Source organism: Stenotrophomonas sp. NPDC047960 (genome assembly GCF_043204395.1).
Classification (GTDB): Bacteria; Pseudomonadota; Gammaproteobacteria; order Xanthomonadales; family Xanthomonadaceae; genus Stenotrophomonas.
Window position 1 is genome coordinate 259,227 of record NZ_JBIDBX010000003.1, and the last position, 26,593, is coordinate 285,819.

A 26,593-nucleotide genomic window follows, 5' to 3' on the forward strand; every position below is an offset into this window, starting at 1 on the left:
CGCTCGCTGAGGTCGTCCGGCTGGGGCCGGCCGCGAAGAGCGCTAAGGTCGTCCGGCTGGGGCCGGCCGCCACGAATTGCTACGGGCTCCGGGGAGTCGTGGATACTTCCGGGGTCGCTTGTCCAACCTGAACGGGGGATTTGGCCTTGGTCGCGCGGTTCCGCTACACTGTCGGGGTCTGCAGCGGCCGTCCGTTTCCCTTCGGGATCGCCGGCGATCGGGATTACCGTCCCTCGCCCGCCCCCACTCCGACGCCATTCGTCATGCATTCCAGTCTGCGCACCGCGTGGGCTGCACCCAATTCTCGCAGCGCGGTTCACGGGAACGCTCCGAGTCAGCCGATCACAACGATCTGCCTCGCGTCCGGCCATTCGGCCTGGCGTTACTTTGTCTTTGGAGCTTCCACCCGATGTCTTTTGAAAACCTGGGCCTTGCCCCGTTCCTGCTGCGCGCGTTGTCCGAGCAGGGCTATGAAAACCCGACCCCGATCCAGGAGCAGGCGATTCCGCTGGCACTGGAAGGCCGCGACCTGCTGGCCGGCGCGCAGACCGGTACCGGCAAGACCGCCGCGTTCGGCCTGCCGCTGCTGCAGCACCTGGGTACCAACCCGCAGGCCGTGAACGGCCCGCGCAAGCCGCGTGCGCTGGTGCTGGCGCCGACCCGCGAGCTGGCCACCCAGGTGCATGACAGCCTGCGCGGCTACAGCAAGTATCTGCGCATTCCCAGCGCCTGCATCTACGGTGGCGTTGGCATGGGCAACCAGTTCGACGTGCTGCGCCGTGGCGTGGACCTGCTGGTGGCCTGCCCGGGCCGCCTGATCGACCACCTGGAGCGTCGCAGCGTCGACCTGTCGGGCATCGAGATCCTGGTGCTGGACGAAGCCGACCGCATGCTGGACATGGGCTTCCTGCCGTCGATCAAGAAGATCCTGGCCAAGCTGCCGCGCCAGAACCGCCAGACCCTGCTGTTCTCGGCGACCTTCGAAGAGAGCATCAAGCAGCTGGCGCTGGAGTTCATGCGCGATCCGGCGCAGATCCAGGTCACCCCGAAGAACACCGTGGCGGAAACCATCACCCATCGCGTGCACCCGGTCGATGGCGCGCGCAAGCGCGAGCTGCTGCTGCACCTGCTGGCCCAGGACAGCCGCGAGCAGACCCTGGTGTTCGGCCGTACCAAGCACGGCTGCGACAAGCTGGCCACGTTCCTGGAGAAGTCGGGCATCAAGACCGCCGCGATCCACGGCAACAAGAGCCAGGGCCAGCGCCTGCGTGCGCTGGGCGACTTCAAGGCCGGCCGCGTGACCGTGCTGGTGGCCACCGACATCGCCGCGCGCGGTATCGACATCAACGAGCTGCCGAAGGTCATCAACTATGACCTGCCGATGGTGGCCGAGGATTACGTGCACCGCATCGGCCGTACCGGCCGCAACGGCTCGACCGGCCAGGCGATTTCGCTGGTGGCGCAGGACGAGGCCAAGCTGCTGCGCCAGATCGTGCGCCTGCTGGACAAGGACATGGACATCCGCGACGTGCCCGGCTTCGAGCCGCAGACCCCGATCCGCTGGGGCAACAGCGCGCCGGGCAAGGCCGAAGTGCCGGGTGGCGATCGTTCGCCGCGCAAGCACGCACGCCGTCCGCATGGCGAGGCCCCGCGCCACGCCCACGCCGGTGCCAAGACCGGCGGCCAGCGTGACGGTGCCGGCCGCGGTGCAAGCCGCGGTGCCGGCAATGGCGCGCCGCGCGGTGGTGCGCCGTCGGGCCAGCGCCGTGGCGGTGGCGGCCGCAGCCAGGGCGGCGGTGGCCGGCCGGCCTGATCCGTTCGCGGATCGCAGAATGAAAAAGGGCGACGCATTGCGTCGCCCTTTTTTGTTGCCGGTTTGCCGTGGCTCTACGATGGGTCAGCCTCTAGGCTTGGTCGGGTTCAACAGGTTGCCGAAGAACACCGCGTTCAACAGCAGCCGCTCGGTGCCGTGCCAGTACTTGCGGTGCGCCGGGTCGTCGGCGAACAGCACCACGTTGCCCTGCCCCTGCGGCGACACCAGCAGCCACGCGGCACCGGCCACGCGGCTGCGGTTGCTCTCGGACAGATAACCATTCACCCGCGGCGTTTCATCGATGCGCACCACGGTGGAGAACGCGTTGCGGCTGGGCTTGAAGCTGATCCCGTTTTCCTTGTTGATCGACAGCTGCGTGCGCGGCAGGCCAAAGCCCAGCGGATGGCTGGTATCCACATCGGCACTGAGGATGTTGCCGCTGACCCGCTCGATGGCGGCGATGTCGCGCTGGTCGCCGAACGCACGGCGGGCGCTGTCGGGCTCCTTCTCTTCGGCGCCCAGCGCTTCATCGGCAAGTTTCTGCTCGATCGCCCACTTGGCCGCCGTACCGTAGGTCACCAGCGAACCGCCGGCGTTGATCCAGCGTTTGAGTGCGGCCACCGCCGCGGCATCCACGCCCGTGTAGGTACCGCCGGACAGCACGATGGTGGTGTAGCGGTCCAGGTTGACCTTGCCCAGCTGCGCCGGGTCGAGCTTGCTGGCCGGCAGGTGCACCTGCTGGTCGAGCAGGAACCACGCCGACCCGATCTCGGTGGCGCTCACGCCCTCGCCCATCACCAGCGCCACCGCCGGCCTGCGCAGCGCTTTGACGCTGTCACTGCCGAGGTCGATGCCGCTGCGACTCTGCCCACTGGCCACTGCATGCACCTGCACGCCACTGCTGCGCGCCGCTTCCTCCACGGCGGCCAGCAGCGCGTCACCCGCCAGTGTCTGCCCGGCTACCGGAATCACCACGCTGCCGCGCGCGAACGCCTGCTCACCGGACGCGGCGTCTGCGGTGAAGGACTGGAACGCGGCGCGGGTCAGCACGCCCTTGGCCTGCAGCGCGTACAGCGCGCGGCTGGCGTTGTAGTCGCGCCAATCGAACACGTAGGCATAGCCGGCCCGGCCACCACTCACCCCGCCCTGCGTGGCCGGCAGGCTGGCGATGCGCTCGCCCGCGTCGACCCGGCTGCGGCTGCCGGCGAACGCCACGCCGTAGGCCGGTGCGATCGCATAGGAGGTGCTGCCGTAGAACACGTCGCCCTTGATTGGCGGGGTCTCGGCAAAGATCGAATGCACCAGGCGGAACTGTGGCTGCGCGGTGGGTACCACGTAGGCGCTGGCCGGCTCGAAACGCTGGCCGTCCACGGTAAGCGGCTTGGGCAACGCCTGCACGGTGATCTTGTGCTGCAGCAGCAGGTCGAGCAGGCGCCGGGTCAGGCCCGGGTCTTTGGCATCGCCAAACACGAAGGCCTTTACCGGCTGCTGGTTGGCCTGCTTGAGCGCGGACTGGAAGAATTCCTTCTGCAGCTTGAGCAGCCCGTCACGCTCGGCCACCGCACCGCGCACGGTGCCCAGACCGGTGGCGACCTGGTTGCGGATGGTGAACGGGAAGGTCAGCAGGCCGTTGGCCGATTCCTGCACCCGGCCGCGCGAACTGGCCTGTTCCACCGTGACGCCGACCGCGCCGTGGAAATCCGGATAGGTCGAGCCGTACACCGGCGAGAAGTTGTCGAAGTTCTCACCGGTGTAGTACAGCGAGCCCAGCGCATCCAGCGCCTGCGCGTGGTACCTGGCCAGGGTCTTGTTGAATTCGTATGACGAGGCCGGCAGCAGCGGGCTGTGCATGCTCGCCGGCGACGGTTCGAAGTAGTAGGTGCTGTCCTTGCCCATCTCGTGGAAATCGATCTGGACGTTGGGGTACCACTGATGGAAGTAGGCGATCTTCGGGCGCGTGTCCTGCTGGGTCAGGGCCAGCCAATCGCGGTTGAGGTCGGTGAAGTAGTGGTTGGTGCGTCCCTGCGGGAACGGCTCCACGTGCTCCTTGTCCGCCGGATCGGGCGAGGCCGGCGAGGAGGCATAGGCGTTGTGCCAGCTGGCCGCGCGGTCGCGGCCGTCCGGATTCTGCGCCGGGTCGAACAGCACCACCGCCTGCTGCAGCCACTTGGCCGTATCGGCATTCCGGTTGGCCACCAGGTAGTACGCGGTGAGCAGCGCCGCTTCGCCACTGGAGGTTTCATTGCCGTGCACGCTGTAGCCCAGCCACACCACCACCGGGCTGTTGCCGGCGGCCGACAGCGGCTGCGCCGGGTCGGCCAGGGTGACGTGCTGGCGGCGCAGGGTTTCCAGCTGCTGCTGGTTCTGCGCCGAGGTGACGGTGGCGATCAGCAGCGGGCGGCCTTCGTAACTGGTGCCGATCTGCTCGACCTTGATCTTGTCCGAGTGTCTGGCCAGTTCGTTGAAGTACGCCACCAGCTGGTCGTGCCGGGTGTAGCGGCTGCCGATCTCGTAGCCCAGGAACTGCTGCGGGGTGGGAATGGCCGGATCGAAATCACCGCCCTGCGGGAAGAAATAGGCGCTCTGTGCGAACGCCGGCGCGGCCAGCAGCCACAGCGACCCCACCAGCCAGGTGATGGGGCGCGACAAACCTTGGAACAAGGACACAGCAAACCCCTCTTAGAAGCGGTAATCGAAGCCGACGGTGAAGTAGCGGCCGCGCAGGTCGTACTGGCTGAAGTCGTACGGCGCGCGGATGCCCGGGAAGGAGGCGTCGTACGGCGGTTCCTCATCGGCCAGGTTCTGGATCTTCGCGTACAGGGTCAGCTTCTCCAGCCCGGTGTAGGCCAGGTACAGATCGAACTGGCTGTAGGAATCAACCCGGTCCTGCACCGCCGTGGCGGCGGCGCTGGCCTTCTGGTCGTAGCCGCTGGTGTAGTACCAGGTCAGCGCGGTGCGGAAGTCGGCGTAGCTCCAGTCCAGCGTGGTGGTGGCCTTGTTCTTGGGCAGGGTGGCGCCCAGGTTGCTGCCGGCGTAATCCACCAGCGGGCCGCCGACCACGGTGGGGCGGCTGTAGTCGCGCACGTGGGTGAAGGCGGTGGACAGCGAGAAGTCACCGGCCGCTTCGGTCGGGAAGCGCTGGCGCAGTTCCACGTCGAAGCCGGAGGTCTTGAGCTCGCTCAGGTTCTGGTAGCGGTTGAACACCGCCAGCAGCTTGCCGCGCTCATCGCGGGTGACCGCGCCGGGCACATCGTTGGTGACCAGGGTCTGCGTGTTGTTGGTGCCGACCAGGTTTTCCAGTTCGATGCGGTAGTAATCCACGCTCAGGCTGGTGTTGGACCACGGCGACAGCACCACGCCCAGGTTGTAGCTTTTGGTGCGCTCCGGCTTCAGGTCGCTGTTGCCGACGGTGAAGAAGGTCGGGTTCTGCCGCGAACCGGGCACGTCGGGGTCGCGCGGGTCGATCACGCTGCCGTAGGCGATGCTGGTGCTGTTGGAATTCTCCGACAGCGACGGCGCGCGGAAGCCCTTCGATGCGGCGGCGCGCACCAGCAGGATGTCAAACGGCTGCCAGCGCAGGCTCAACTTGGGCGAGAACGCATCGCCGAAGTCACTGTAATGGTCGGCACGCGCGGCGGCCTGCACCTCCAGGCGCTCGGCCAGCGGCACGTTCACTTCGGCGTAGGCGGCGGTGACCTTGCGCTCGCCATGCACTTCGGCGATGGCCGGGCGGATCTGCAGGCCCGCGTCGATCTGCCACGGGTTTTCCGAATCCAGCTTTTCGCGGCGCCATTCCAGCCCGGCGGCGAAGCCGATCGGGCCGGCCCAGGTGCTGCCCAGGCCGCCGGAGATCTTGGCGTCCACGCCCTGCAGCACCGACTCGGCCGGGCGCAGCGTGCTCAGGTTGATGCCATCGATGACCGACTGCGGGGTGGCCGACGGATCAAGCAGGTTGTAGCTGCCGGTGGCCAGCGCATCGGCCAGGGTCCAGCGGTTGGCGAAGCCGCCGGAGACGGTTTCGCGCTCGCTGCTGCGTGCGCCGAACGCGCCCACTTCCCAGTCCCAGTCCTGCAGGCTGCCGCGCAGGCCGAACACGCCGCGGTATGCAGTGGACCGGTTGGTCTTGATGGTCGGGCCGAGGTTGAAGAAGGTGTACTCGATCGGGATCGCGCGGCCGTACGGATTGAACGGGCTGCTTGCCGGCAGGTTGGACGACACCGGCTCGGCCAGCCCGGTATCGGCGTTGAGCGCGAAGCGGCCGCTTTCCAGGGTGAAGAACGGGCTGCTGCCGAACCAGGACACGCCCTTGATCTCGCTGTAGATCACTTCGCCGAACGCTTCGACGTTGTCGTTCACCTTGAAGGTGCCGTTGACGTAGGCCTGGTAGCGCTTGGTCGAGGGAATCAGCGTGGTGTACGGGGCAAGGTTGAAGCCGCAGGTGTTTCCAGGCAGGCCGTCGATCGGCGCACTGGGTACCAGCGTGGTGTTTTCCGGGCACTGGCCGTTGGCGTCGAGCATGGGCACGGACGTGCCGTTGACCAGGAAGCGCGCGCCCTTGGCCGACCAGCCGTTCCAGCGGCCGCCGGGCTTGTCGGTGTAGATGCCGGACCTGGTGAGGTCGCGCTGGTCCTGGTCCAGGCGCTCGCGGTTGTAGCCTTCCAGGCTGACCAGGATGTTGTAGCCATCGGCCTCCAGGTCGCCGATGCCGCCGATGAACTTCAGGTTCTGCTCGTCCAGGCCGCCCTGGTCGGCGGTGCCGACGCTGCCGCCCAGTTCGGCCCCCTCGAAGCCCTGCCGGGTGATGATGTTGACCACGCCGGCCACGGCGTCGGAGCCGTACACGGCCGAGGCGCCGTCCTTGAGCACTTCGATACGCTCCACGGCGACCATCGGCAGTGCGTTGAGGTTGACGAAGGTGTCGGACAAGCCACCGGCCGGGAAGCCGTAGTTGGCCAGGCGGCGGCCGTTGAGCAGCACCAGGGTGTTCTTCTGCGACAGGCCACGCAGGCCGATGCCGGCCGAACCCGAGGCCCAGCCGTTGTTGGTGGTTTCGTTGTTGGCGTTGCCGGTGTTGGCCGAGATGGAGCGCAGCAGGTCGGCCACGGTGGCCTTGCCGGTCGCTTCAATTTCCTGGCGGCCGATCACCTGCACCGGGTTGGCCGTCTCGGTGTCAGTGCGCTTGATGTTGGAGCCGGTAACGCGCACCGCGGCAAGGGTGGTGCTTTCGCCGCTGGCGGCGGCTTCGGGCCTGGCATCGGTGCCAGCGGCGGCGTCGAGGGCAAACGCAGGCAAAGGCGTAGCCAGGGCGGCGGAAAGGGCCGCCACAAGAAGGGTGTGCTTGGGCATGAACTCTATGGGGGTGGTGGACGACGAGTTCCGCAGTAGTCCATGCCAAGGGCTTGACGAGCCAATAACATCGCTTCATGCGGATATAACGAAAAGTAACATCTCTTCATCCGGATGGATATGTTTTTGTTGGATGGCCGTACAATGGACCCATGGAAATCTTCAAAGTCTTTACCCTCGAAGCGGCCCACCACCTGCCCAACGTGCCGGCGGGCCACAAGTGCGCGCGCCTGCACGGCCATTCGTTCCGGGTGGAGCTGAAGGTCGAGGGCGAGCCGGGCGAACACACCGGCTGGATCATGGATTTCGGCGACGTCAAAGCGGCCTTCCAGCCGATCTACGACCGCCTGGACCACCATTACCTCAACGACATCCCCGGCCTGGAAAACCCGACCAGCGAACGCCTGGCGATCTGGATCTGGAACGAGCTCAAGCCCGCCCTGCCGGCGCTGAGCGAGGTGACGGTGCATGAAACCTGCACCTCGGGCTGCCGTTACCGCGGCTGAGATCTGGCCCCAACCCATTGTTCCTGAACGGATTTAGTCTAACCAGGACCGCTTCGGCAATTTATTGTTGCAATGCACCACGATCGGCGTATGCTGCATTGCATCAAGCAGAATTTGCGTGGGTCCCTCCCCCCACGCAATCCCAAGACCCGACAGAACCCTCCCTCTGTCGGGTCTTTTTTTTGTCTTCGGCATGGGTCATGCGTTACCGCGCCGATATGCGGCGCGTGCGTTCGTTTGGGAACCGAAGCTACCAGAGCCCATTATCGCGCCAAGGGGCGGACGATCTGGACGAGGCTCAACAGGGTTTTGCCGGGCTCTTCCCACGGCACCATGTGCGCCGAATGTTCGAACCATACGCCCTGCTTGTAGGGCGCCTGCACGGTGTTCAGCCAGCGCTCGGTCGGCGCGGTGGGCGTGGTGTAGTCGTGGCGGCCCATGAACATCACCACCGGGATCGGGAAGCGGGTGATCGGGTTGAAATCCACCTTCAGCATCTGCGGCAGCAGCGGGCCCAGCGACAGCACGCTGCCCTTGTCGATGCTGCAGCGGTCCGCGTCCGTGTAGTCCGGTGAGAGCCTGGCCGCGCCGAAGTAGTACTTCGAATCGTCCCGATACGCCGTCAGCCCGCCGTAGTACTGCGGCCACGTGCGTGCGGTGATGATCCGCTCGCGCGTGATCGGCGTGTTGCCCGGGTAGGGCGCGATCGCTTCCAGTTCGGCCACCGCCTTGGCATTGCCGTGTGCCTTCGCCTGCGCCAGGCCGTAATCGAAACTGATCTTCTCGTTTTCCACCTGGTTGATGATCTGCCCGATCCCCACGTACGCGTGGAACAGGTCCGGCCGCTTCAGCGCCGCCTGCATCGCCACGATCGTGCCCCAGCTGTGCGCCATCAGGATCACCTTGCGCTGGCCCAGGTGCGTGCGCAGATGTTCAGCCACTTCGATGGCATCGTCCACGTAGCGTTCGATAGTCAGCGTCGGCGCGATCACGTCCGGCGACGCCTCCGCGTAGGTCTTGCCCGCACCGCGCTGGTCCCAGTCCACCACCGTGAAGTATTCCTCCAGCGGCCGCTGGAACTGCCACATGCTGGGTGTCACCGGGCTGGCCGGGCCACCGTGCACGAACAGGATCACCGGGTTGTCGCGGTCCTCACCACGGATCGTCAGCCACTGCTTCACCCCGCCGATCGGGGTAGCGTACTGCGCCTGGATGCCGTTTGGCGTGGTGATCCGCTGCAGATCGCGGACCACCGCGCGGGCCGGTTCCAGCGCCGAGGTGTCCGGGCATTCGTTGGCGGCCGATACATGGCCTGCGATGCCGAACGCGAGCATCAGCAGGATCAGCGCAGACCGGCGGTGGCGGGACTCCTGTGCGGTGGCCATGTACTTGCTCCTGGCGGGTGTTGAATGCATTGCATCCTGCCAGCAACGGGCGCCCCAGTGCCGGTGGTCGCCATGACCTTGGGCAGGGCAGGGTCAGACCACCCGCGCCGCCGGCAGCGAGAACACGAACAGCGCGCCCTCGCGGCTGTCCAGCAACTGGATGTCACGCTGGTGCAGCTGCAGGATGCGGTGCACGATCAGCAGGCCCAGCCCACCGCTGTCGGGGCGCTGGCTGCCAAACGCCGGGGGCGTGTGGAACAGGTCCTCGCGCCGCGCCGCCGGAATGCCAGGGCCGGTGTCGGCCACGCTGACCTGCACCTCGCCCTGCGCGGCCTGCAGCGTCACCGTGATGCGGCCGCCTTCGGGGGTGTGCCGGATGGCATTGTCCAGCAGGTTGGTCAGCACCCGCTCGATCAACGCCAGGTCCGCGTCCACCGCGGGTAGGCCGGGCGGAATGTCCGCCGCCAGCGTCTGCCGGCGGGCCTGCGCGGCCAGCTCGAATTTCTGGAACACATCCTGCACCAGGTCCGGCAGCGAAAACGCCTGGCGGTCCAGCACCACCCCACCATGTTCCAGCCGCGCCAGTTCGAACAGCGCCTGGGCCAGCCGGCCGACCTTGTGGCTCTGGGACAGCGCGATGCCGAGGTAACGCTGCCGCTCTTCCGCGCTGAGCGTGGCGTCTTTCAACGCCAGCGTTTCCAGATAGCCGTGCAGCGACGACAACGGCGTGCGCAGATCATGCGAGATGTTGGCCACCAGCTCACGCCGCTGCAGGTCCTGCTGGCGCAGCTGCTGCCACTGTTCGCCCAGGCGCTGGCCCATGTGCCCGAAACTGTGCTGCAGGATTGCCAGCTCATCGCGCTCACCGGCGCGCAGCGGCGTGGGTGGCAGGGCCTGGGCCGGCGCCGCGGCGTCCACGTCGAACGACTGCACGCGGCGGGTCAGCTGGCGCAGCGGCCGGGTCACCCAGCGGAATGCCACCGCGCCGGCCAGCAGGCCGATGCCGGCCACGATCGCCAATGACCACAGCGTGGTGCGCAGCGTGGCGTTGGCCGCGGTGTTGGCCGCCAGCGCCTCGCGCTGTTCGCCCACCAGCACCACATAGATGTAGCCCGCCTGGCGCCCCTGCACGAACAGCGGCGCGGCATTGAACACCTTGCGCCCGCGTTCGCTGCGCGGGTCGTCACCGAGGATCGGCAGCGGCTCATCGCGCAGCAGCGCCTGCACCGGTGCCAGGTCCACGCGGTCGCGCTTGAGGTGGCCGGTGGGCGCATCGTGACCAAGGATGCGGCCCTGGTCGTCCAGCAGGTACACCTCCACGCTGGGATTGACTGCCATCAGCTTGCCGAACAGCGCGCGCACCTCGCCTGTGCGCATGCCGCCTCCGTCCATCAGCTCGCCACTGCGCGCGATGTGTTCGGCCAGCCCGCGCGACAGCCGCTGCACGGTTTCCTGTTCGTGCAGGCTGGTGCTGCGCATCTGGATCGCCATGAGCGCGCCGCAGCACACCAGCAGCAGCGCGAAGAACGCCACGGACAAGCGCTGCGACAACGATAACCGGATCATGCCGCTGCGCCTTCGCTGCCATCGACCAGCTTGTAGCCACGGCCCCACACGGTCTGGATGCGCTGCGGCGAGGCCGGATCGCGCTCGATCTTGTTGCGCAGCCGGTTGATGTGGGTATTCACCGTGTGCTCGTAGCCATCGTGCTGATAGCCCCACACCTGGTTGAGCAGGTCCATGCGCGAATACACCTGGCCGGGGTGGCGGGCGAAGAAGTACAGCAGGTCGAACTCGCGCGGGGTCAGTTCCAGTGCGCGCCCGTCCACCTGCGCGGTGCGCGCCACCGGGTCGATGCGCAGCCCGGCCACGGCCAGTTCGCCGGCATCGATGCGCGCGTTCTGCGCCATTGCTTCCACCCGGCGCAGCAGCGCCTTGACCCGCGCCACCAGCTCCAGCATGGAGAATGGTTTGGCCAGGTAATCGTCTGCGCCCAGTTCCAGCCCCAGGATACGGTGCACTTCGCTGGCGCGGGCACTGGTGATGATGATCGGGGTGTAGCGCGCCATGCCACGCGCACGCCGGCAGATTTCCAGCCCGTCCACGCCGGGCAGCATCAGGTCCAGCACCAGCGCGCTCCACGGCTGCGCCTCCAGCAGCGCCAGGCCTTCGTCGCCGGTGGCCGCGTGGGTGACCTCATAGCCTTCGTCACGCAGGTGCATGCGCAGCAGGTTGGCGATGTGGACATCGTCTTCGACGATCAGGACGCGCTTGGCACTGCTCATTGGCACGGGACGGGCGGCGGGAAGATGAACGCATTGTGGCCAGATCCGGGCCTGAATGTGTCACGGAAAATTTAACCCTGCGTGAGGATTCGTTGACCGGCGTGGGCGCAGCATGGCCCCATCGTTTCCAGACCGGGAGATCGCCATGCGTTGTACCCGTCGCAGACTGCTCGGCATGGGCGCCATCGGCGCCGCGGCCGGCCTGTTCGGTTTGACCGCCTGCAGTGGTCCGGCCCCTGCCGCCACTGCCCCCACGCGCCGCTTCGAGGTGATGCGCACCGATGCGCAGTGGCGTGAACAACTGACCCCCGCGCAATACGCGGTGCTGCGCCGGCAAAGCACCGAGCGCCCTTTCAGCAGCCCGCTCAACAAGGAACACCGGCGCGGCACGTTCACCTGCGCCGGCTGCGCGCTGCCGTTGTTCTCCTCCTCCACCAAGTTCGACAGCGGCACCGGCTGGCCCAGTTTCTGGGCGCCGCTGCACGACGCCGTTGGCGAGGACCGCGATACCACGCTGGGCATGCTGCGCGTGGAAGCGCACTGCCGGCGCTGTGGTGGGCACCTGGGCCATGTGTTCGATGACGGCCCGCGGCCGACCGGGCTGCGTTACTGCATGAACGGGGTGGCGATGAATTTCGTCGCCGCTGACGAAGAGACACGCGTGCGGATACCCAACCGCACGTAACGCCGATGAAGCAGCCGGGCGGGGCCCGGCCCTACCCCGATAAGGAACGTTCGATGATTCTGCTTGTCCTTGCCTACCTGGGCGGCGTGTTGACCATTCTCAGCCCGTGCATCCTGCCGGTGCTGCCGTTCGTGTTCGCCCGCTCCGACCGCCCATTCCTGCGCAGTGGCCTGCCGCTGTTGATCGGCATGGCGCTGATGTTCGCGGTGGTGGCCAGCCTGGCGGCGGTGGGCAGCCAGTGGGTGGCGCAGGCCAACCAGATCGGGCGCTGGATCGCACTGGTGGTGATGGCGCTGTTCGCGCTGGCGCTGTTGTGGCCGGCGCTGGCCGACCGCCTGTTGTCGCCGTTCCAGCGGCTGGGCGCGCGGCTCAGTGCGTCTGCCGACAGGGCCGCCGACGCCGGGCGCGGTGGCGTGGGCACTTCGCTGTTGATCGGCGTGGCCACCGGCCTGCTGTGGGCGCCGTGCGCCGGCCCGATCCTTGGGCTGATCCTCACCGGCGCGGCATTGCAGGGTGCCAGCGCAGGCACCAGCGGGCTGCTGCTGGCCTATGCGCTGGGCGCGGCCACATCGCTGGCCTTGGCGATCTGGATTGGTGGGCGCGTGTTCACCGCGCTCAAGCAGCGCCTGGGCGCCGGTGAGTGGATCCGCCGTGCACTGGGCGTGGCCGCGCTGTTGGCGGTGGTGGCCATTGCGATGGGCTGGGACACCGGTGTGCTCACCCGCTTGTCGTCGGTCAGCACTGCGCGGCTGGAACAGGGCCTGTTGGATGCCCTGCCGGGACAGGCGCCCGGGACCGGCCCGGCGATGATGATGCGCGCTGCCGATGCGCCCGCCGGTGCCGAGCTTCCGGTGGAAGGCACCCTGCCCCCGCTGGACGGCGCCACCGGTTGGCTCAACAGCCCGCCACTGACCGCCGAAGGCCTGCGTGGCAAGGTGGTGCTGGTCGACTTCTGGACCTATTCCTGCATCAACTGCCTGCGCGCCCTTCCCTACGTGCGTGAGTGGGAACAGCGCTACCGCGACCAGGGCCTGGTGGTGATCGGCGTGCATGCCCCGGAGTTCGCCTTCGAGCGCAACCTGGGCAACGTGCAGCGCGCGGTGAAGGAACTGAAGATCGACTACCCGGTGGCGATCGACAACGAGTTCGCGATCTGGCGCGGCTTCAACAACCGCTACTGGCCAGCGCACTACTTCATAGACGCGCAGGGCCGCATCCGTGCGCATCACTTCGGTGAAGGCAACTACGCGCAGTCCGAACGGATCATCCGCCAGCTGCTGCGCGAAGCCGGCGCCAATCTGCCCGACGAACCGGCCCAGGCCATGGCGATGGCCGCCAGCGCGCCGCGCGCCGGGGTGGAGCTGCAGGCCGACATGTCCAACCTCAAATCGCCGGAGACCTACCTCGGGTACGCAAGGGCGGAGAACTTCGCCTCGCCCGGCGGGCAGCGCCGCGACCAGCCCGCCGATTACGCGCTGCCGCCGACCTTTGCGCTGAACCAGTGGGCGCTGGACGGACGCTGGACGGTGGGCGACGAAGACGCGCAGCTGCAGCGCGCCGGCGGCCGCATCGCGTTCCGCTTCCATGCGCGAGACCTGCACCTGGTGCTGGCGCCGGGCGCGGATGGAAAGCCGGTGCGGTACCGCGTGCGCATCGATGGCCAGCCACCCGGTGCCTCCGCCGGTGGCGACGTCGGCGCCGATGGCACCGGCACGGTCAGCGAACACCGCCTGTACCAGTTGATCCGCCAATCCGGCGATGTGGGCGAGCGGACCTTCGAGATCGAGTTCCTTGATCCCGGTGTGCACGCCTATGCCTTCACCTTTGGTTGAACCAGGAGACGACCATGCGGGTTTCCCTCGACAAACTGGTGGCCGGCGGCATCGCCGCGGCCATTGCCGCGCTGACCATCAGCGCCGTGGTCAGCCTGGACCGGCCCGCGTATGCCGCGCCGGCCGAAACAGTGGTGGCGGTACCGGCGCCGACCGGCGCGGCCGATCCCAGGCTGCCGGGCAAGCGCGCGCAGGTGGTGTTCGCCGGCGGCTGCTTCTGGGGCGTGCAGGGCGTGTTCCAGCACATCAAGGGCGTGGACAACGCAGTGTCGGGCTACATCGGTGGGCAGCGGGCCGATGCGAACTACGCGCGCGTGAGTGGCGGCGGTACCGGCCATGCCGAAGCGGTGCAGGTCACCTACGATCCCAGCCAGGTGAGCTACGGCCAGTTGATGCAGGTGTTCTTCTCGGTCGTGCATGATCCCACCCAGCTCAACCGCCAGGGACCGGACCGGGGCACGCAGTACCGCTCGGCGGTGTATGCCGACGACGCGGCGCAGCGGGATGCCACCCGCGCCTACATCGCGCAGCTGCAGAAGGCGCGCGCCTATGCGGCACCGGTGGTGACCACGGTCGACGGCGGCAAGCCGTTCGTGGCGGCCGAGGGTTACCACCAGAACTACCTGACGCTGCACCCGGAGTCGCTGTATATCCGCATCAACGACCAGCCCAAGGTGGCGGCGCTGCAACGCATGTACCCGCAGCTGTACCGCGAGAAGCCGCGATTGGTGTCGACGTTGTCAGCGAGGTAGCCGTTGGGGACGGCGGTGGAGGCCGACCGTTGGCCGGTCTTCGCCATAGGAACGCCAGGTTGCAGGGCATCCAGGGTACAGCGCACCATACTGGCGACCCTCATGGTTACAGATTGCATGGCCGCCAACCTCTACCAATCGCTGGCCGACGAAATGGCCGATGCCATCCACAGCGGCCGCCTGCCGGCCGGTGCGCGGCTGCCGTCGCTGCGCGGGCTGGCGGCGCAGCGCCAGCTCAGCTTGAACACGGTGATCGCCGCCTACCGGCAGCTTGAGGACGCCGGCCTGGTGATGCCGCGGCCCAAGGCCGGCTTCGTGGTCAGCGCGCGCCTGCCCGAACCCACCCGTTCGCTGCGCCACGCCCCAGCCCTGGCCACCACCCAGGCCCAGCAGCTGATGATGGCGCGCGTGCTGGACGCGCAGCGGCAACCGGGCATCGTCGACCTGGCGTTTGCCGGCCCGCGCGGCGAGCGCTTCTACCCCGCCGTCCGCCTGGCCCGCGCCACCGCGCAGGTGCTGCGGCGCACGCCGGCCATGGTGCGCACCTACGCGCGCCCGAATGGGGCCAGGCGGCTGCTGGAGCAGATCGTGCGGCGCGGCCCGCGGCTGGGCCTGCACACCAGCGTGGAGCGGCTGGTGCTCACCCATGGCGCGATGGAAGCGCTGCAGCTGGCGCTGCGCGCGGTGACCCGGCCGGGCGACGCGGTCGGCATCGAGGCGCCGTCCTACTTCAACCTGTACCCGTTGCTGGCCAACCTGGGCCTGAAGGCGATCGAACTGCCCACCGACCCGCGCGAGGGGTTGGACGTGGATGCGGTGGACGCCCAGCTGCAGGCCGGTGCGCTGGCCGCCATCGTCGCGATGCCCAGCGTGCACAACCCGCTGGGCTGCACCATGCCGGTAGCGGCCAAGCAGCGCCTGGCCGCGCTGGTGCACCAGTACCAGGTGCCGCTGATCGAAGATGCGGTGTATGCCGAACTGCAGTACCAGGAACCGCTGGCGCCGCTGCTGAAAGCGTTCGACGAAGACGGCTGGGTGATCGTGGTCAACGGCTTCTCCAAGACGCTCGCCCCGGATTACCGGATTGGCTGGCTCGATGGCGGGCGTTTCGCCGCCGACATCCAGCTGCTCAAGTTCCAGTCCACCGGCGCCGAATCGCAACTGCTGGGCGAGGCGGTCGCCGCATTCCTGGAAGCGGGCAGTTACGAACACCACCTGCGCGGGCTGCGCCGGCTCTACCGCGAGCAGGTCAGCCGCGTGCGCGCCCTCGTCGCCCAGCACTTCCCGCCGGGCACTCTGGCAACCCAGCCCAGCGGCGGCTTCCTGCTGTGGATCGAACTGCCGGCGGGCGTGGACAGCAGCGAGCTGTTCGAACAGGCGCTGGCCGAGGGCGTGGTGTTCATGCCCGGCCAGGTGTACTCGCGCGGCGCACGCTACCGGCACTGCCTGCGGCTGTCGTGCTGCCAGGACCTGGATACACGCTACGTGGATGCCATTGCCAGCGTCGGCCGGCTGGCCACCGCCCTGCTGGCGCAGTCACGCGGCTGACGCTCAGCCCAGCAGGTGCCGGGCCAGCAGTGCAGGATCGCCGCCCGGTGCGTACGGCAGCCGGCCCCAGAACGGCAACGGCAGGCGCGCGCGCAGCAGCGCCACGTTGTCGTCGATGCGCTCCATGCGGGGGTCCACGTCGTTGGCGATCCAGCCGATGCAGGTCGCACCGCTGGCGGTGATCGCCTGCGCGGTCAGCCGCGCATGGTTGAGACAGCCCAGCCGCAGCCCGACCACCATCACCACTGGCAACTGCAGGGCCTGCACCAGGTGGGACTGGTCGAGCGTGGTCGACAACGGCGCCAGCCAGCCGCCCACGCCTTCCACCACCACGGTGTCGGCCTGCGCGCGCAGGCGCTCGAACGCCGCTTCGATCGGCGCCAGCGACAGGGTCACCCCGGCCGCGGCGGCGGCCAGCTCCGGGGCCAGCGGCAGCGGCAGCGCGTAGGGATTGAGGTCGGCATATGCCGGGGCCGGGTCGCTGGCGGCCAGCAGGGCGATGGCGTCTTCGTTGCGCAGCCCTTGGGCGGTCTGTTCGCAGCCGCTGGCCACCGGCTTCATGCCCACCGCGCTGCGCCCGCGCTGGCGCAGCGCATGCAGCAGGGCGCAGCTGCTGAAGGTCTTGCCGATGCCGGTATCGGTACCGGTGACGTAGAAGGCGGCAGGCGAGGAGGAAAGGGATGACATGGCCGCACCGATGGACAGGGGCTTCCATTATCAGCGTTCCGCCGACGGTGGGTCCGGCCGGCGGCCGCGCTTGCTAGACTGCGGCAATGTTCGATACTTCCACGCTTACCGGCAGCAAGCCGGAACAGTACGGCCAGCTGCTGGCCCAGGCCCGCGCCCTGGTGCACGGTGAACGCGACCGCATCGCCAATGCCGCCAACCTGTCGGCGCTGGTCTACCACGCCCTGCCGCAGCTGAACTGGGTGGGCTTCTACTTCTTCGATGGCACCGAGCTGGTCGTCGGGCCGTTCCAGGGCCTGCCCGCCTGCGTGCGCATTCCGCTGGACAAGGGCGTGTGCGGCGCGGCCGCCTCGCAGCGGGTGACCCAGCGCATCGAGGACGTGGATGCGTTCCCGGGCCACATCGCCTGCGATTCGGCCTCGCGCTCGGAACTGGTGGTGCCGCTGGTGCAGGGCGACACCCTGATCGGGGTATTCGACCTGGACAGCCCGGTGCTGGCCCGCTTCGATGCCGACGACCAGGCTGGCCTGGAAGCCATTGCCGCCGTGTTCGTCGAGGCGCTGGGATGAGCACCAAGCTGCGCAACATCGGCCCCAAGAGCGCCGCCTGGCTGCGCCAGGTCGGTCTGCGCACCGCCGAAGACCTGGCCGCGGCCGGTTCGGTAGGCGCGTTCGTGAAGGTCCGCCGCGCCGGCTTCAAACCCAGCCTCAACCTGCTCTATTCGCTGGAGGGTGCGCTGCAGGACTGCCACTGGCAGGAACTGCCCGAAGCGCGCCGCGCCGAACTGGTGGCCGAATACGATGCGATCATCGCCGACAAGCCGCTGAAGAAGGCGCCGCCGGCCTCGGGCCCGGTGTATGACCGCACCGTGGCCAACGATGACGAAGGCGACGAAGCACCCTTCGAGTTGGACAACGAGGACCGGACGTAGAGCCACGCCGCGCCGAGTGAACGTCGGGCGCCATTTCGTCCAACGCGTCGCCACGCGACCGTGGCTGGCCGCATCGGCACGGAACACGCCTGGTTGCGTGGCTGCGCGCGGTGCCAGGTTCACGCAGCCACGCAGGGCGTGGCTCTACGCAACTCCAGCAGCTCGCCCCACAATTCTCCATCTTCCCGCTCCACCCGCAGCTGCAGCCGCGTACCGTGGTCGATCCGCAGCGCCCAGCACATCGCCATCGGCAGGCCGCACACCTGCGACAGCACCATCCGCAGCGGGCCACCATGACTGACCACCAGCGTGGGCACCGGGTCGGCCTCATCCAGCAGGCGGTGCAACGCGCGTGCGATGCGGCGCTCGAAGTGCGCCCAGCTTTCGCCATGCGGTGGCGGGTTCGCATGCGGGTCCAGGTGGAACGCCTGCAGCGCCTGCATTGGCAGTGCATCCAGCGGCTGGCCGTCCCAGTCGCCGAAATCCAGCTCTTCCCACTCCTCGTCCGCGATCACCTCCAGTCCGCGCGGCAGCGCCAGCGCATCGGCGGTATCCAGCGCACGCTGGCGCGGTGAACTGAGCACGCGCTGCCACTGCAGGTCGGCGTAGCGCGCGCAGATCAGATCAGTGCCCTGCACGTTCAGCGGCGGATCGGTACGCCCATCCAGGTAGGCGTCGCGGCCAGTGGCCGCGTGCCGGATCAGGTCCAGGATCATAGGTGCTGCAACCACGTCAAAAAGCGAGGCGCATTCTAACCGCTGGCACCGCCACGGCCCTGGCCGCACTGCGCCGGCTGCCGGGCTTTGCTCTACACTGCGCCCACTTTCAGGTGGCCTGCGGCGCAAGCCGGCAGGTTGAAACGGGAAGCCGGTGACGCAACAGGTCCTGCCTGCTGCCATTCCGGCGCTGCCCCCGCAACGGTAAGCGTGGAAGCCAGGCAACATGCCACTGTGCGCAAGCATGGGAAGGCGCCTGGCGCGATGGTCCGCCATCGGCCCGCGAGCCCGGAGACCGGCCTGGAAGACGACTGGTTGCGATGCGGCGGGCATGGCGGCGGCAAGCGGCGCCGTGCCTGCGCCTGCCCACCGTCCCTGCCTCCGTTGACCGCCTCCCACCCCCTTGCCGCGCGGGCGTGCGCGGTGCCTGGAGTCAACGATGAAACTGCAGTTCCGCCTTCTTTCCCTTGCCGTGCTGTCGGCGCTGCCCGGTGTGGCCGCCGCACAGGACGACGCCACCGCGCTGGACCAGGTGCTGGTCACCGCCACCCGTACCCCGATCGCCCTGCAGGACAGCATCTCGCCGGCGCAGGTAATCGACCGCGCGGAGATCGAGCGCAGCCAGGCGCCGTCGCTGCAGGACCTGCTGCGCGGGCGCGCCGGCATCAACCTCAACAACAGCGGCGGGCTGGGCAAGCAGAGCTCGCTGTTCCTGCGCGGCACCAATTCGGCCCACACCCTGGTGCTGGTCGATGGCGTGCGCATCAACACCGGCGACCTCGGCCTGGCCATGCTGCAGGACCTGCCGCTGGCGCAGATCGAGCGCGTGGAAATCGTGCGCGGGCCGCAATCCAGCCTGTACGGCGCGGATGCAATCGGCGGCGTGATCCAGATCTTCACCCGCCGCAATGCCGGCGACTTCGCACCGCACCTGCAGCTGGGCGGCGGCAGCAACGGCCTGCGTGAAGCCAGCGGCGGCTTCGGTGGCACCGGCGCGCGCGGCTGGTTCGGTACGGATATCGCCTACCAGCACACCGACGGCATCAATTCCTGCAACGGTGACCCGGTCACGTTCGCCGGCTGCGGCGCCAACGAGCCCGACCGCGACGGCTACCGCAACCTGTCGATGAGCCTGCGCGGCGGCTACACGCTCACCGACACGCTGAACGTGGAAGGCACCGCGTTGCGCGCCGAAGGCGAGAACCACTACGACGGTTACTACAACTACTCCGAAACGCTGCAGCAGGTGCTGGGCGGCAAGGTCCGCTACACGCCGGGCGAGCGCTTCACCCTGACCGCGAACGTCGGCCGTGCCGACAACGAGTCGGACAACTACAACGGCGACACCTGGCTGGGCGCCGCGCAGACCCACCGCGACAGCGCCTCGGTGCAGGCCGACGTCGGCCTGGCTGAGGGCCAGCTGCTCAGTGCCGGCGTGGACTGGAGCCAGGACAACCTCGACGGCAGCAGCGCGGGTTACCTGGTGGACAGCCGCGACAACACCGGCGTGTTCGTGCAGTACCAGGGCCGCTTCGGCGCGCAGCACCTGCAGGCCAGCGTGCGCAATGACGACAACGAACAGTTCGGCAACCACACCACCGGCAGCCTCGGCTGGGGCATGGAACTGGGCCGCGGCTTCCGCCTCAACGCCAGCTATGGCACCGCGTTCAAGGCACCGACCTTCAGCGACCTGTACGACCCGTGGAGCGGCGTGCCGGGGCTGGACCCGGAGAAGTCCAGAAGTGCCAACGTTGGCATCGCCCAGCAGGGCGAAAGCTGGCGCTGGGGCCTGGATGTGTATGAAACCCGCATCGACGACCTGATCACCTACGACGCCACCACCTTCATGATGTCGCAGGTGGAAAAAGCGCGCATCCGCGGCGCCGAGCTGACCGGTTCGCTCACCGTGGCCGGGTTTGACCTGAGCGCACAGCTGAGCCACACCGACCCGCGCAACCGCACCGAAGGCAGCACCCAGTTCGACAACTGGCTGGCCCGCCGCGCGCAGGACACCGCACGCCTGGACATCGACCGGCGCTTCGGTGCCTTCCGCGCCGGTATCACCGCGTTCGGCGCCGGCAAGCGCTACGACAACGCCGACAACAGCGTGCGCCTGGCCGGCTACGGCACCCTGGACCTGCGCCTGGAATACGCACTCGGCCGCGACTGGTCGTTGCTGGGCCGGGTCAGCAACGTATTCGACCGCGACTACGAAACGGTGGCCTGGTACAACCAGCCGGGCCGCGAGTACCGCCTGAGCGTGCGTTACCAGCCGAAATGAGATGGCGTGGGGCACGACCAACGGTCGTGCCCTACCGCGTGGAGTGTCTGGTGGTAGGTGTCGACCGTTGGTCGGCACTTCCCTCCGGTCGCCCTATAACCCCGGCAACGCCCGCAGATCATCAACAACTGCCACTGCCTCCACCGTCTCCAGATCCAACCCGCGCGGATACCCATAACGCACCAGCGCGACCGGCATGCCCGCATCCACCGCGGCGCGGTAATCGGTGATCGAATCCCCCACCATCAACGCCGCACCCGGCGCGACCTTGAACGCCTCGGCGATATGCCGCAGCGGCACGCCGCTGGGCTTGCGCTCGGGCAGTGAATCACCGCCCAGCACCATCGCGAAGAAGTCCTGCACTCCCAGGTGCGCCAGCAGCGGCGCCACCAGCGCCGACGGCTTGTTGGTGCAGATCGCCATCACCACCTCGCGCTCGCGCAGCATCTGCAGCGCCGGCACCACCCCATCGAACAATCGCGGGCTGCGCAGCAGGCATTCCTCGTAATGGCGCATGAAACCGGGCATGACCCGATCCAGGTCGATGTCACTGCGTGCAGCGGCGAAGGCCTGCTCCACCAGCCGGCGCACGCCATCGCCGATCCAGGTCAGCACGGTCGCTTCGGGCACGCGCGACAGCTGCCAGTCTTCCAGCGTGCGATTGAGCGCCTCGGCGATATCGGCCGCGCTGTCGACCAGCGTGCCGTCCAGATCAAAGATCACCAGCGGGTAGGGATACGTCAAGGGAAAGGATCGCTTCTACAACATGTGGGGCTGCTGATTGTAGAGCCATGCCCTGCATGGCTGCGCGCAGCCCGGCACCACGCGGGATCAGATCCGCGCCAGGAACTCCTCCCCCGCAAACCGCTCCACCAGGAAATCCAGGAAGCTGCGCATCACCGCCGGCAACTGCCGCCGCGACGCATACACCGCATGGATGCCCATCTCCTCCACCTGATACTCCGGCAACACCTCCACCAGTTCACCCGAGCGCAGCAACGGCGCGATCTGGTACGTCGGCAACATCGCAATGCCTGCCCCCGCCCGCACCGCCTCCAGCAGCAGCGACGCCTCGTTGGCACTGATGTTGCCCCCCACCGCCACCGAAATCGCACGCCCCTGCCGCTGCAGCTGCCACACGCTCTTCCCCACGTAATGATGGGTAAGACAGTTGTGCCCGGCCAACGCATCGGCACTTGCCGGCGTGCCCCGCTCCGCCAGATACGAAGGCGCCGCGCACAGCACCGACCGGCACGGCGCCAGCCACCGCGCGATCAGGCCAGGATCGATCGCCCGCGAAATCCGCACCGCCACATCCACCCGCTCCTCCACCAGGTTCACCACCCGGTCCACCAGCAGCAGCTCCACCCGCGTCAGCGGATGCCGCCGCACGAATTCGGCCACCGCCGCCGCCAGGTGCAGCTGCCCGAACGACACACTCGCCGTGACCCGCAACAGCCCATGCGGCTCCGGATTGTCACTGGCCACCTCGCCCTGCAGCTCATCACCAATGGCCAGCATCTGCCGGAACCGCAGCAGCGCCGCCTCCCCCGGCCCGGTCAGGCTGATCCGCCGCGTGGTCCGGTGCAGCAGCCGCGCCCTCAGCCACGTTTCCACCTCTGCCAGATAGCGCGTCACCATCGCCCGCGACATGTCCAAGGCCTCCGCCGCGGCAGTCAGGCTGCCACGCTCGGCCACCTCCACGAACACATGCATCGCCGTCAGCCGGTCCATTTGATCGATCCGCGCAACAAATTAGGCCGTTATACGCGGTTTTTCGTCCGCTTTCAGGCGCATATGCTGGCCTTCCTCCCACAACGGACCCCGCCCCATGAAGATCGCCCTCGTCGGTGCCACCGGCAACATCGGCCGTGAAATCACCCGCCAGGCCCTGGCCCGCGGCCACCAGGTCACCGCCATCGTCCGCCGCGACAGCGACCTGCCCGCCGAACTCGACGGCGCCCAGCTCGCCATCGCCGCCCTCGACGACACCGACGCCCTGGCCGCGGTGATCGCCGGCCACGACGTCCTCGCCAGCGCCTTCGGCCCGCGCCCCGGTGATGACCCGGCCACCGTCACCACCGTCACCGCCGAACTGGTCAAAGCCGCCCGCCAGGCCGGCGTGCCGCGCTTCCTGATGGTCGGCGGTGCCGGCACCCTGGAAGTCGCCCCCGGCGTGCAGCTGGTCGATACCGACGGCTTCCCGGATGCGTACAAGCCGGTCGCCCTGGCTGCACGTGAGGCGTTCAACCTGCTGCAGAAGGTGGATGACCTGGACTGGACGTTCTATTCGCCGGCGGCCGAGATTGGCCCGGGGCCGCAGAAGCGTGGTTTCCGCACGCAGGCCAGGCAGTTCCTGGTCGGTGCCGATGGCCACAGCCGGATCAGTTACGCCGATTACGCCGATGCGTTCGTGAGCGAGATCGAGAAGCCGCAGTACGTGCGGACGATTGCGACCGTGGCGTATTGATCAAGGGCGGTGGCACGCGGCCGCGGGGGTTAGTTCATGCCCCACCGCGCGTTGCATTGCCATCGGCAGTCGATTGGGATGCGACCCTACCGTGGTCCCCGCGACGTGAAACCAGAGCGTTCGAGCGCCGCCCGCAGTCGATTGCGATGTGCAGTTGCTGCCGCTGTTTCACTGAGTGCCAGCCCTGCTTGGGCGGGCCGGCGGGGGTGGGTTGGCGGGACTGTAGAAAACATGGATGTTTTCTACAAGCCCCCAAGGATGGGTTCACGGCGTGTCCCGCCAACCCGCACGCGCCGGCCCGCTACCCGGAGCAATGAAACCTTGCTGTTGCTGTTGCTGTTGCTTCAGTCAAACAACCCCATCTGGCTGACCGGCTCGCGCTCGCGGAACCCACCCAGCCCAACCCCCACCAACCGATAACGCGTCTCCGCCGGCAGGTCCACGCGCGCACGCAATGCAAGCGCGATATCGCGCAACTCCTCCAGCGATTCCGGCGGCGATTCAGGCGTGAAACTGCGCGTGATGATCCGGAACTGCGACGTCTTCAACTTCAACACCACCGTGTGCCCCACCCGGTCCGTCTTGCGCGTCGCGTTCCACGTCTTGCCCGCCAGCTCCACGATCGCCGGCTCCAGCGCCTCCAGCGGCAGATCCTCCGCGAACGTGTCCTCGGACGAAATCGACTGCACCGGCTGGTCCGGTTCCACCGCACGCTCATCGATACCGCGCGCACGCCGGTACAGACTCGCACCGAAACTGCCGAAGCGCCCTTCCAGCTCCTCCAGCCGCACCCCACGCAGATCGCCCACCGTCACGATGCCAAGCTCGGCCAGCTTGCCCTCCATCACCTTGCCCACCCCCGGTACCCGCTTCACCGGCAGCGGCGTCAGGAACTGCTCGATCCGGTGCGGCGGCACCACGAACTGCCCGTCCGGCTTGCGCCAGTCCGACGCGATCTTCGCCAGGAACTTGTTCGGCGCGATACCCGCCGATGCCGTCAACTGCGTCTCCTCCCGGATCTGCGTGCGGATCAGCGTCGCGATCTCCGTCGCCACCGTCATCCCGCCCTTGTGCACCGTCACATCCAGGTACGCCTCATCCAGCGACAACGGCTCCACCAGATCCGTATGCCGCAGGAAAATCTCCCGCACCTGCCGCGACACCGCCTTGTAACGCACGAAATCCGGCGGCACGAACACCGCGTCCGGGCACAGCCGCTCCGCGCGGATCGCCGGCATCGCCGAACGGATCCCGAACACCCGCGCCTCGTACGACGCCGCGCACACCACCGAACGCGCCCCCTTCCACGCCACCACCACCGGCAGCCCCCGCAGCGACGGATTGTCGCGCTGCTCCACCGACGCGTAGAACGCGTCCATGTCGACGTGGATGATCTTGCGTTGTGCGGACACGGCGGCGACTCAAGGGCTCAAGCGGCAGGAACAGATGAACAAGATTACAGCCACACGCCTGGGTATGGTCTTTTCATAACAAGGACATGCGTTTTTCAAGCTGAAAACACTACGCCAGCGTACGGTTAAAACGTTTGATTGAATGGAAATTACTCTGCACTCTTGGGTGCTTTCAACGGCAACAAACCGCCGCCCTTCATCTTCAGGATTGCGTTTTCCATGACTCGTCTCAACGCGTTCTCGCGCGAACAGCTGCTGGCCAGTGCCCGCGGCGAACTGTTCGGGCCGGGCAGCGGTCGCCTGCCCAATGACCCGATGCTGATGTTCGATCGCATCACCGACATCCGCGATGACGGCGGTCCACATGGCAAAGGCTACGTGCGCGCGGAACTGGATATCCGCCCTGACCTGTGGTTCTTCGGCTGCCATTTCATCGGCGACCCGGTGATGCCCGGTTGCCTGGGCCTGGACGCGATGTGGCAGCTCACCGGGTTCTACCTCACCTGGCTGGGCGCGCCCGGACGCGGTCGCGCACTCGGCTGCGGTGAAGTGAAGTTCACCGGCCAGGTGCTGCCCGACGCGAAGCTTGTCACCTACGAAATCGACATCACCCGCGTCATCAACCGCAAGCTGGTCATGGCGCAGTCCGATGCCCGCATGCTGGTTGATGGCCGCGAAATCTATACCGCCAAAGACCTCCGCGTAGGTCTGTTCACTTCCACCGAGAACTTCTGATGCGTCGCGTCGTCATTACCGGAATGGGCATCACCTCGTGCCTGGGCAACGATCTGGACACGGTGTCCACCGCACTGCGTGAAGGCCGCGCCGGCATCCGCAATCTTCCCGACCACGCCGAAGCCGGCCTGCGCAGCCATGTCGGCGGCAACATCGAGCTGGACCTGGATGCGCAGATCGACCGCAAGCTCAAGCGCTTCATGAGCGATGCTTCGGCCTACGCCTACATCGCCATGCGCGACGCCATCGCCGACGCCGGCCTGGACCCGGCACAGGTGGCCAACCCGCGTACCGGCCTGATCGCCGGCTCCGGCGGCGGCTCCAGCCAGTGGCAGGTCGAATCGGCCGATATCCTGCGCGCGCGTGGCGTGCGCAAGGTCGGCCCGTACATGGTGCCGCGCACGATGTGCTCCACCGTCTCGGCCTGCCTGGCCACCGCCTTCCAGATCAAGGGCCTGAGCTACTCGCTGTCGGCCGCGTGCGCCACCTCCGCGCACTGCATCGGCGCCGCCGCCGACCTGATCCGGCACGGCGCGCAGGACGTGATGTTCGCCGGTGGTGGCGAAGACCTGCACTGGTCGATGAGCGTGATGTTCGATGCAATGGGCGCGTTGTCGACCCGCTTCAACGACACCCCGGCCACCGCATCGCGCCCCTACGACAAGGACCGCGACGGCTTCGTCATCGCCGGCGGCGGCGGCATGCTGGTGCTGGAAGATTACGACCACGCCGTGGCACGCGGTGCACGCATCTACGCCGAGCTGGTGGGCTACGGCGTCACCTCAGACGGTGCCGACATGGTCGCCCCGTCCGGCGAAGGCGCGGTGCGCTGCATGAACATGGCGATGCAGAACCTCAGCGGCCCGATCGACTACCTCAACACGCACGGCACCTCGACCCCGCTGGGCGATGTCACCGAACTGAAGGCGGTACGCGAAGTGTTCGGCGAAGCGATTCCGTCGCTGTCCTCGACCAAAGCGCTGTCGGGCCACTCGCTGGGTGCGGCCAGCGTGCACGAGGCGATCTACTGCCTGCTGATGATGCGCGACGGCTTCATCGCCGGTTCGGCCAACATCGGCGAACTGGACCCGGCGGTGGAAGGTTTCCCGATCGTGCGCGAAAGCCAGGACGTGCAGTTGAACACGGTGATGTCCAACAGCTTCGGCTTCGGCGGCACCAACGCAGCGCTGGTGTTCGGGCGGGTGTGAT

At 67.7% G+C, this 26,593-nt stretch carries 22 protein-coding genes and 1 riboswitch; of the genes, 12 read left to right on the top strand and 10 right to left on the bottom strand.

Features of this window, described 5'->3' with window-relative positions:
• Positions 1-409: 409 nt before the first annotated feature.
• The gene (locus ACGFZ3_RS09140) at positions 410-1,813 is read left to right on the top strand and encodes a DEAD/DEAH box helicase (RefSeq protein WP_392919502.1); all 1,404 of its coding nucleotides are present in this window, start codon (positions 410-412) and stop codon (positions 1,811-1,813) included.
• An 84-nt stretch (positions 1,814-1,897) separates the two neighbouring features.
• Here the strand turns inward: ACGFZ3_RS09140 and ACGFZ3_RS09145 are convergent, their stop codons facing one another.
• A complete protein-coding gene (locus tag ACGFZ3_RS09145) occupies positions 1,898-4,462 on the bottom strand; it encodes a M14 family zinc carboxypeptidase (RefSeq protein ID WP_392919942.1) in 2,565 nt (854 codons plus the stop codon).
• A 30-nt stretch (positions 4,463-4,492) separates the two neighbouring features.
• Positions 4,493-7,159 (bottom strand): TonB-dependent receptor, encoded by a 2,667-nt coding sequence (locus ACGFZ3_RS09150; protein ID WP_392919505.1) that lies wholly within the window; start codon positions 7,157-7,159, stop codon positions 4,493-4,495.
• A 152-nt stretch (positions 7,160-7,311) separates the two neighbouring features.
• Between ACGFZ3_RS09150 and queD the strand changes: the two genes are divergently transcribed.
• Entirely contained in the window at positions 7,312-7,665 is a 354-nt protein-coding gene (gene queD / locus ACGFZ3_RS09155; protein WP_068849013.1) for a 6-carboxytetrahydropterin synthase QueD, read from the top strand.
• Positions 7,666-7,928: 263 nt separating this feature from the next.
• Here queD and ACGFZ3_RS09160 read toward each other — a convergent pair whose 3' ends face one another.
• The 3 genes from ACGFZ3_RS09160 to ACGFZ3_RS09170 all read right to left on the bottom strand — a co-directional run bounded on the left by ACGFZ3_RS09160 (position 7,929) and on the right by ACGFZ3_RS09170 (position 11,335).
• Positions 7,929-9,050, bottom strand: coding sequence for an alpha/beta fold hydrolase (locus ACGFZ3_RS09160; protein WP_392919509.1), 1,122 nt, complete (start codon positions 9,048-9,050; stop codon positions 7,929-7,931).
• A gap of 93 nt (positions 9,051-9,143) precedes the next feature.
• Positions 9,144-10,616 (bottom strand): sensor histidine kinase, encoded by a 1,473-nt coding sequence (locus ACGFZ3_RS09165; protein WP_392919512.1) that lies wholly within the window; start codon positions 10,614-10,616, stop codon positions 9,144-9,146.
• Positions 10,613-11,335 carry a response regulator transcription factor gene (locus ACGFZ3_RS09170; protein ID WP_392919515.1) on the bottom strand — a complete coding sequence of 241 codons (723 nt, stop codon included), beginning with the start codon at positions 11,333-11,335 and terminating at the stop codon, positions 10,613-10,615. Before ACGFZ3_RS09170 ends, ACGFZ3_RS09165 begins: the two co-directional genes overlap by 4 nt.
• A 145-nt stretch (positions 11,336-11,480) precedes the next feature.
• Between ACGFZ3_RS09170 and msrB the strand changes: the two genes are divergently transcribed.
• The 4 genes from msrB to ACGFZ3_RS09190 all read left to right on the top strand — a co-directional run bounded on the left by msrB (position 11,481) and on the right by ACGFZ3_RS09190 (position 16,152).
• Positions 11,481-12,020 (top strand): peptide-methionine (R)-S-oxide reductase MsrB, encoded by a 540-nt coding sequence (gene msrB / locus ACGFZ3_RS09175; protein WP_392919518.1) that lies wholly within the window; start codon positions 11,481-11,483, stop codon positions 12,018-12,020.
• 53 nt (positions 12,021-12,073) lie between these two features.
• Positions 12,074-13,852, top strand: coding sequence for a cytochrome c biogenesis protein DipZ (locus ACGFZ3_RS09180; RefSeq protein WP_392919521.1), 1,779 nt, complete (start codon positions 12,074-12,076; stop codon positions 13,850-13,852).
• A gap of 14 nt (positions 13,853-13,866) precedes the next feature.
• Complete coding sequence (msrA, locus tag ACGFZ3_RS09185) at positions 13,867-14,604, top strand: peptide-methionine (S)-S-oxide reductase MsrA (protein ID WP_392919524.1); 738 nt, start codon at positions 13,867-13,869, stop codon at positions 14,602-14,604.
• A gap of 102 nt (positions 14,605-14,706) precedes the next feature.
• Positions 14,707-16,152 carry a PLP-dependent aminotransferase family protein gene (locus tag ACGFZ3_RS09190; protein WP_392919526.1) on the top strand — a complete coding sequence of 482 codons (1,446 nt, stop codon included), beginning with the start codon at positions 14,707-14,709 and terminating at the stop codon, positions 16,150-16,152.
• Positions 16,153-16,155: 3 nt separating this feature from the next.
• Here the strand turns inward: ACGFZ3_RS09190 and bioD are convergent, their stop codons facing one another.
• A complete protein-coding gene (gene bioD, locus ACGFZ3_RS09195; protein ID WP_392919528.1) occupies positions 16,156-16,839 on the bottom strand; it encodes a dethiobiotin synthase in 684 nt (227 codons plus the stop codon).
• Between the two features lie 86 nt (positions 16,840-16,925).
• Between bioD and ACGFZ3_RS09200 the strand changes: the two genes are divergently transcribed.
• Both ACGFZ3_RS09200 and ACGFZ3_RS09205 read left to right on the top strand, forming a co-directional pair.
• Positions 16,926-17,408: a GAF domain-containing protein gene (locus ACGFZ3_RS09200; RefSeq protein ID WP_392919531.1), complete on the top strand. Its 483-nt coding sequence runs from the start codon at positions 16,926-16,928 to the stop codon at positions 17,406-17,408.
• Positions 17,405-17,770 carry a TfoX/Sxy family protein gene (locus tag ACGFZ3_RS09205; protein WP_282248177.1) on the top strand — a complete coding sequence of 122 codons (366 nt, stop codon included), beginning with the start codon at positions 17,405-17,407 and terminating at the stop codon, positions 17,768-17,770. The genes ACGFZ3_RS09200 and ACGFZ3_RS09205 overlap by 4 nt, the downstream gene beginning before the upstream one ends.
• A 119-nt stretch (positions 17,771-17,889) precedes the next feature.
• Here ACGFZ3_RS09205 and ACGFZ3_RS09210 read toward each other — a convergent pair whose 3' ends face one another.
• Entirely contained in the window at positions 17,890-18,501 is a 612-nt protein-coding gene (locus tag ACGFZ3_RS09210; protein ID WP_392919535.1) for a histidine phosphatase family protein, read from the bottom strand.
• A 79-nt stretch (positions 18,502-18,580) separates the two neighbouring features.
• A riboswitch (cobalamin riboswitch) is annotated at positions 18,581-18,805 on the top strand.
• Between the two features lie 120 nt (positions 18,806-18,925).
• On the opposite strand from ACGFZ3_RS09210, the gene btuB reads away from it, so the two are divergent.
• A complete protein-coding gene (gene btuB, locus ACGFZ3_RS09215) occupies positions 18,926-20,767 on the top strand; it encodes a TonB-dependent vitamin B12 receptor (protein WP_392919538.1) in 1,842 nt (613 codons plus the stop codon).
• A 93-nt stretch (positions 20,768-20,860) separates the two neighbouring features.
• Here the strand turns inward: btuB and gph are convergent, their stop codons facing one another.
• Both gph and ACGFZ3_RS09225 read right to left on the bottom strand, forming a co-directional pair.
• Positions 20,861-21,511 carry a phosphoglycolate phosphatase gene (gph, locus tag ACGFZ3_RS09220; protein WP_392919541.1) on the bottom strand — a complete coding sequence of 217 codons (651 nt, stop codon included), beginning with the start codon at positions 21,509-21,511 and terminating at the stop codon, positions 20,861-20,863.
• A gap of 87 nt (positions 21,512-21,598) precedes the next feature.
• On the bottom strand, positions 21,599-22,501 hold the full coding sequence (locus ACGFZ3_RS09225) for a LysR family transcriptional regulator (RefSeq protein ID WP_392919543.1): 903 nt from the start codon (positions 22,499-22,501) through the stop codon (positions 21,599-21,601).
• 97 nt (positions 22,502-22,598) lie between these two features.
• Between ACGFZ3_RS09225 and ACGFZ3_RS09230 the strand changes: the two genes are divergently transcribed.
• Entirely contained in the window at positions 22,599-23,237 is a 639-nt protein-coding gene (locus ACGFZ3_RS09230) for an NAD(P)-dependent oxidoreductase (RefSeq protein ID WP_392919546.1), read from the top strand.
• Between the two features lie 344 nt (positions 23,238-23,581).
• On the opposite strand, the gene dinB is transcribed toward ACGFZ3_RS09230, so the two are convergent.
• The gene (gene dinB / locus ACGFZ3_RS09235; protein ID WP_392919549.1) at positions 23,582-24,649 is read right to left on the bottom strand and encodes a DNA polymerase IV; all 1,068 of its coding nucleotides are present in this window, start codon (positions 24,647-24,649) and stop codon (positions 23,582-23,584) included.
• Between the two features lie 219 nt (positions 24,650-24,868).
• Here dinB and fabA point away from each other — a divergent pair, with 219 nt between their 5' ends.
• A complete protein-coding gene (gene fabA / locus ACGFZ3_RS09240; protein ID WP_093535600.1) occupies positions 24,869-25,384 on the top strand; it encodes a 3-hydroxyacyl-[acyl-carrier-protein] dehydratase FabA in 516 nt (171 codons plus the stop codon).
• On the top strand, positions 25,384-26,592 hold the full coding sequence (fabB, locus tag ACGFZ3_RS09245; protein WP_392919553.1) for a beta-ketoacyl-ACP synthase I: 1,209 nt from the start codon (positions 25,384-25,386) through the stop codon (positions 26,590-26,592). Before fabA ends, fabB begins: the two co-directional genes overlap by 1 nt.
• Position 26,593 lies beyond the last annotated feature (1 nt).

Excerpts from the sequence above, each read along its gene's own strand:
- ACGFZ3_RS09140 (WP_392919502.1), top strand. The coding sequence starts at position 410 with ATGTCTTTTGAAAACCTGGGCCTTGCCCCGTTCCTGCTGCGCGCGTTG.
- ACGFZ3_RS09150 (WP_392919505.1), bottom strand. The coding sequence starts at position 7,159 with ATGCCCAAGCACACCCTTCTTGTGGCGGCCCTTTCCGCCGCCCTGGCT.
- queD (WP_068849013.1), top strand. The coding sequence starts at position 7,312 with ATGGAAATCTTCAAAGTCTTTACCCTCGAAGCGGCCCACCACCTGCCC.
- ACGFZ3_RS09160 (WP_392919509.1), bottom strand. The coding sequence starts at position 9,050 with ATGGCCACCGCACAGGAGTCCCGCCACCGCCGGTCTGCGCTGATCCTG.
- ACGFZ3_RS09165 (WP_392919512.1), bottom strand. The coding sequence starts at position 10,616 with ATGATCCGGTTATCGTTGTCGCAGCGCTTGTCCGTGGCGTTCTTCGCG.
- ACGFZ3_RS09170 (WP_392919515.1), bottom strand. The coding sequence starts at position 11,335 with ATGAGCAGTGCCAAGCGCGTCCTGATCGTCGAAGACGATGTCCACATC.
- msrB (WP_392919518.1), top strand. The coding sequence starts at position 11,481 with ATGCGTTGTACCCGTCGCAGACTGCTCGGCATGGGCGCCATCGGCGCC.
- ACGFZ3_RS09180 (WP_392919521.1), top strand. The coding sequence starts at position 12,074 with ATGATTCTGCTTGTCCTTGCCTACCTGGGCGGCGTGTTGACCATTCTC.
- msrA (WP_392919524.1), top strand. The coding sequence starts at position 13,867 with ATGCGGGTTTCCCTCGACAAACTGGTGGCCGGCGGCATCGCCGCGGCC.
- ACGFZ3_RS09190 (WP_392919526.1), top strand. The coding sequence starts at position 14,707 with ATGGTTACAGATTGCATGGCCGCCAACCTCTACCAATCGCTGGCCGAC.
- bioD (WP_392919528.1), bottom strand. The coding sequence starts at position 16,839 with ATGTCATCCCTTTCCTCCTCGCCTGCCGCCTTCTACGTCACCGGTACC.
- ACGFZ3_RS09200 (WP_392919531.1), top strand. The coding sequence starts at position 16,926 with ATGTTCGATACTTCCACGCTTACCGGCAGCAAGCCGGAACAGTACGGC.
- ACGFZ3_RS09205 (WP_282248177.1), top strand. The coding sequence starts at position 17,405 with ATGAGCACCAAGCTGCGCAACATCGGCCCCAAGAGCGCCGCCTGGCTG.
- btuB (WP_392919538.1), top strand. The coding sequence starts at position 18,926 with ATGAAACTGCAGTTCCGCCTTCTTTCCCTTGCCGTGCTGTCGGCGCTG.
- ACGFZ3_RS09225 (WP_392919543.1), bottom strand. The coding sequence starts at position 22,501 with ATGGACCGGCTGACGGCGATGCATGTGTTCGTGGAGGTGGCCGAGCGT.
- ACGFZ3_RS09230 (WP_392919546.1), top strand. The coding sequence starts at position 22,599 with ATGAAGATCGCCCTCGTCGGTGCCACCGGCAACATCGGCCGTGAAATC.
- fabA (WP_093535600.1), top strand. The coding sequence starts at position 24,869 with ATGACTCGTCTCAACGCGTTCTCGCGCGAACAGCTGCTGGCCAGTGCC.
- fabB (WP_392919553.1), top strand. The coding sequence starts at position 25,384 with ATGCGTCGCGTCGTCATTACCGGAATGGGCATCACCTCGTGCCTGGGC.